Source organism: Sphingobacterium sp. SGL-16 (assembly GCF_011043515.1).
Classification (GTDB): domain Bacteria; phylum Bacteroidota; class Bacteroidia; order Sphingobacteriales; family Sphingobacteriaceae; genus Sphingobacterium; species Sphingobacterium litopenaei.
Map to the genome: position 1 here is coordinate 1 of NZ_JAAKGQ010000086.1, position 5761 is coordinate 5761.

4 protein-coding genes and 1 tRNA gene are annotated in these 5761 nt (G+C 35.7%); all 5 read right to left on the bottom strand.

What is annotated here, in order from left to right; genetic code table 11:
• Positions 1-39 precede the first annotated feature (39 nt).
• Positions 40-113 (bottom strand) — tRNA-Asn (locus G5B32_RS16585).
• 120 nt (positions 114-233) lie between these two features.
• The gene (asnB, locus tag G5B32_RS16590) at positions 234-1928 is read right to left on the bottom strand and encodes an asparagine synthase B (RefSeq protein WP_165292611.1); all 1695 of its coding nucleotides are present in this window, start codon (positions 1926-1928) and stop codon (positions 234-236) included.
• 240 nt (positions 1929-2168) lie between these two features.
• The gene (locus G5B32_RS16595) at positions 2169-2750 is read right to left on the bottom strand and encodes a hypothetical protein (protein WP_165292612.1); all 582 of its coding nucleotides are present in this window, start codon (positions 2748-2750) and stop codon (positions 2169-2171) included.
• 72 nt (positions 2751-2822) lie between these two features.
• Positions 2823-5399 (bottom strand): phosphoenolpyruvate carboxylase, encoded by a 2577-nt coding sequence (locus G5B32_RS16600; protein WP_165292613.1) that lies wholly within the window; start codon positions 5397-5399, stop codon positions 2823-2825.
• A gap of 167 nt (positions 5400-5566) precedes the next feature.
• Positions 5567-5683, bottom strand: coding sequence for a 30S ribosomal protein THX (locus G5B32_RS16605; protein ID WP_165292614.1), 117 nt, complete (start codon positions 5681-5683; stop codon positions 5567-5569).
• Between the last annotated feature and the right edge of the window lie 78 nt (positions 5684-5761).

Sequence of the window (5761 nt, forward strand, 5' to 3'; positions counted from 1 at the left end):
TGAAAAAGCCGAATCTCTTAATGAGATTCGGCTTTTTAGCTCCTGAAGCTGGGCTCGAACCAGCGACCCTCTGATTAACAGTCAGATGCTCTAACCTGCTGAGCTATTCAGGATCATATTAGTAGGTTTTCCCTGCCAACGGCACAAAGATAACACTTGTCTTTATAGATTCAAAATGAATTTTAAAATTTCTTTGTTCCTTTTTAAAGCGGAAAAAACCTACAAAAAATCTATTAATTAACTTCTACTTCTGTTTTAGCTTTTTCGTAGCTCTCATTGTGTACACTTGCTACCGCTCTACCAGATGGATCATTCAAGTTTTGGAATGAAGCATCCCACAGTAAAGCTTCCGGTGTACTACAAGCTACTGATTTCACTGAAGGAACAGTTTTCGCTGCAGCTTCAGAAGGGAAATGCGATTCGAAAATCGATCTGTAGTAATATTCCTCTTTGTTTTTAGGTGTATTCACAGGGAAACGTGTAGCAGCCGCTGCAAACTCCTCATCTGTAACTTTAGATTCAGCCTGTGCTTTCAATGTATCGATCCAGCTGTACCCTACTCCATCAGAGAATTGTTCCTTTTGACGCCATGCAATACTTTCTGGCAAGTAGTCTTCGAAAGCCTTACGAACTACCCATTTTTCCATACGACCATCCTTAATCATTTTGTCTGCTGGATTCAACCGCATCGCTACATCCATGAATTCTTTATCCAAGAAAGGAACACGTCCTTCTACACCCCATGCTGCCAAAGATTTGTTTGCTCTCAAACAATCGTATAAATATAATTTTTTCAGTTTACGAACTGTTTCTTCGTGGAACTCCTGAGGATTTGGTGCTTTGTGGAAATACAAATAACCACCAAACAGCTCATCCGAACCTTCACCTGACAACACCATCTTTATCCCCATTGATTTGATAACACGAGCCAATAAATACATTGGTGTAGAAGCACGAACTGTAGTAACGTCGTAGGTTTCCAAGTGATAGATTACATCGCGGATAGCGTCCAAACCTTCTTGAATAGTAAAGTTGACTTCGTGGTGAATAGTACCAATATGATCAGCAGCTTTTTGAGCTGCTACTAAATCAGGAGCACCTTTCAATCCTACTGCGAATGAATGCAATTGTGGATACCAAGCTTCTTCCTGATCACCTGATTCAATACGTTTTGAAGCGAACTTTTTCGTAACAGCAGCAATTACTGATGAATCCAAACCTCCCGATAATAATACACCATAAGGCACATCGGACATCAATTGACGGTGCACAGCAGCTTCTAATGCATCGCGTAAATCATCAATGCTCGTCACATTATCCTTTACCGTTTCATAAGATTCCCAATCACGCTTATACCATTTCTGAGGTTCTAAACCTTCTTTGCTGTAAATATAATGTCCTGGAGGAAATTGTTCGATTGTAGTACAGAAACCTTCTAATGATTTCAATTCCGAAGCAACAAAAAATTGACCTTCATCATCACGACCATAGTACAAAGGAATAATCCCCATATGATCACGTGCTACGAAAAATGAATCTTTTCTTGAATCATATAATGCAAAGCCAAAAATTCCGTTTAGATCTTCGACGAAACTAGGGCCTTTTTCTAAGTACAAAGCTAATACTACTTCAGAATCTGAATTAGTAGCAAAATTATAATGTGGTAAGGAATTACGTAGTTCTTGATGATTGTAGATTTCACCATTAACTGCTAATACAACTTTCCCGTCAGGACTGTACAACGGTTGACTTCCTGATTTAGGATCTACAATAGCTAAACGCTCGTGCGCCAAGATAGCTTTAGATGAGCTGAAGATACCTGACCAATCTGGTCCGCGGTGACGAATACGTTTTGACATTTCTAATACTTGGGGTCTAATCTGCGACTCCTCTTGCACTAATTCAAATGCTCCAATAATACCACACATAATTTATATTTTTCTTTGAGTTATTTCTAAATTATTTAATAACACAAAATAACAGCTTTAAAAACAAAAATCATAACATTTATTGATTTTTATTGAAATTTTAACATTTTATACATGTTTTTTATAAAAATAAAATAAAACAAGTGTTATTAGCATATCAAATATGAAATTTTGAAAATTTCATTAAACAAAAAAGGCGTCAAAAATTTGACGCCTTTCAATATCTAAAGTTCTATTGGCTTAGTGATGCCCGTGAGCTTCTTCTTTACCACCAATTTGAACGTACAACTCAGAGACAATTTCTAATTGCTCTTTTGCGAATGAACGCAAAGCAGCATTAGTATTGTGAGTTAAACGAGTTAAATGATCTTTCACTGTTGCTAACTCATGCTGTGCATGGTGCGCATAATCAAAATGATCGTGCGCCTCATGTGCTACTGTAGCTGTATGTGCTGTAGAATCAGCTACCGTTGCAGTATTAGCTTCTTCTTCGCCATGACCTTGAGGAATACCTTTGATTGGGAAATCAACTTGATTCGCTGTAGCTAAAGAATCTAAAGTAGGCAACAATTGTGTATAGAAAGCCTTTACTTTAGTCGCAATTTCTGTAGATTTTGCATCGCCAGATTTTTCAGCATATTCTGCGTATTTAACGCCATCTAATGCTGTTTCACCTACAACTTGAAAAAACGCGTAAGCATCTCCATCTACTAAAGATGTATGCGTGTATTTCAATTGATTTTCCTTAGCAGTATCATGTACGCATGAAGTCATCAATGAACTTGCACAGATTGCCGCAACAAATAATGTATTAAATTTCATGTTTATTCAATTTTTCCGAACACAAAAATATAAAATATCTGATAAAGATTCTTAAAACTTTCAGAATAAGTCTTAGGCTAGGTTTCTACCTGCATTCACGACTCCATATATTGTTCGTCCGATGATTTTTCTATAAATTTCTTGTTGCTCTTCACTTAATCGATTATTGTCAATTGCGCGTATTGCATAGTGTTGAATAATCAAAAGCGGCAATACAATTTTCTCTCTCTCGAGAATAGAAGCACGCTCTACGGGATAATTTTCCATTAACACATTCGCATTGCTCAATTTTAATAAATATGCTTTTGTTTTTTCATATTCATCATGCAGCATTTTCCAAAAATCTCCAAATTCCTTATCGTCTTTCATGTATGCTGTAATGTCAAAATTAGATTTTGTCATCGACATCATACAGTTATCAACCAATGTATTAAAGAAACCTGACGTTTGGTACAAATTACGCACATACGACCACAAGTTATTCTCTTCAGCCCATTGTAAAGCACTACCTACCCCAAAGAAACCTGGAATATTTTGCTTTAATTGACTCCAAGATGTTACAAAAGAAATCGCTCTCAAATCCTGCAATCTCAATTCTTTATCCGAATTACGTTTTACAGGTCTACTACTGATATTGATTGATGACAACGCTTTCAACGGACTCAATTTTTCTAAATATTTCAAAAATTGAGGATGATTACGCAAAGTCATAAATTTACGATGGCTTTCCGCAGCCATATCATCTATCACACTTTTTTGTTTCTCGGTCAATGTATCACTGCTATTTTGTTTGATCTCGGAAATCAAACCTGCATGCAACAATTGCTCAATATTATATTGCGCGGTATCCAATGATCCGTATTGACTACTGATGGTCTGTCCTTGAATCGTCAATTGAATATGTTTGTTTTCTATTTCGCCACCCATGGCTGCATAGAATCGCTGAGTCTTACCACCGCCACGTGCAGGAGGTCCACCACGACCGTCAAAAAACACTAAGTCTACATCGTATTCACGCGCTAATGCTGTCAATTCGATTTTTGCTTTATAAATGGACCAGTTCGCCATCAAATAACCACCATCTTTGGTACTATCTGAGAAACCTAGCATAATTGTTTGCTTATTGCCACGTTTTTTCAAATGCGTTGCATAAGCTTTATTGGTATACAAAGCTTGCATTACACTACGCGCTCTAGACAAGTCATCTACGGTCTCGAATAAAGGAACAAAATCAATTGTTAGGGATTCTTTTTTCCATCCTTGCCACAAGAACAATTGCATCAATCCCAAAATATCAGAAGCTTGTTGGCAATTGGAAATTATAAAACGCTGTGCCGCGCGCTCACTTCCTGAGGCTTGAATATCTTTTAACAATCGGATTACACCTAAAGTATCCTGTACTAACGCATCAGCTTCTGTAGAGAAATCAAGTTGTTCTTCGTTGAATTTAAAAGCTTTTTGTTTCGCTTCTTCATCAAGATCTAAATCAGACTGTTTTAAACCTGTTTTGCCATCAAATGTTTCAACTAAATAACTAACTGTTTTTCTTAGTATGGAACTATCCTGACGAATATCCAATGTCGTGAAATAACATCCGAAAGTATTTACTTTACGAATTAAATCTTCCACTAGATTTACAAATAATCCATTGTGGTATTTGTACAATACATCCTTGATATTATTTAAATTCTCTAATATTTTGGATGTCTCGTCCACAGGATTCTCTACTGGGTTGAAACTATTATTGTACAACAACTCTTGAAGATTTTCAAGATATTGTTCGACACCACGGAAAGTAATTCTTCTTTTTACAACTCTAAAATCACGGTAATAACATCTAAAAAGTATAGTACGCAACATAGTTGCTACTTTTTTCGTGCTTTCTACCGTCACATTTGGATTACCATCACGGTCACCTCCTGGCCAGAATCCTAATTCAATCAATTGTTTTACATCATCAGAAGGTAATTCTAATTCCGAATCAATTTTTGAATGAATACTTGAAGTAACTTTGTAGAACACATTTTCCAAATACCAAGCTAAACTTATAGCCTCATCTACTGGCGTAGGCTTTTGTTTTTTGATAAAAGGCGTTTTACCTAACTGCTGAAGCAACAAATTAATGTTTGGAATATCATTATTTTTGATAGCTTCAATTAAATCGTTAATAATACCCAACACAGGTCCTGGATAAAACTGCGTAGGATGTGCTGTCAAAACAAGACGAACAGAGAAGTCTTTCAATTTCTCTACGATGCGGCTCTTCAACTTTGGATCAGTTTGCGCTAATTTGAACAAAGAATCCAAACCAGCCGTTTCATCTGTTTTTCCTAAAGCTTGAAAAGAAGAATCCTCAATCGCATCAAACAAAACAACCTGTCTTTCAATATATTGCACAATACGAAAAAGTAAATCTACCCGATCGCTTTCTTGTACATATTGCTCGTATTGGCCAAAAAAGCTATCTATAATATGCTCTGGCGCTAAATGCTGCTCAACACCTCTTTCACAGTGCGCAGCAAAAAATGGCAACAAAGTACCTGTGTGCTTTACACGTTGAAATGGAAGTGTTAAAAACAAGCTTTTAAACAGGTCAAATCTTGTCAGTACCTCGTTTTCAAATACAACTTGCTTTTGACTTAATTTCATTATGAATGTTATTAATATTTTGGTGTAGGTAAAAAAAATATTATCTGATCCAAATGTATATAAAATTTATATTTTTTCAACCTTTTTTTTGCGAAAATAAAATTAAAACAAGAGTTTTAATAAAAAAATAAAATTAGAACATAAATAAAGCAACCTTTTGGGTTGCTTTATTTTGATTCTTCAGCAGTCTCTTTTTTCTTTAGTCCATTTTTCCCTGGTCGTTTATTGCCATAAGATCCCATAATAATTTTTCCACGTCTTGTCTTTTTATCTCCTTTTCCCATAATTAAAACTGAATTAGTGAATATAAATTGATTACTTGAGACACTAATTTAATAATTATTAAAAACTAGAGCAAAAAA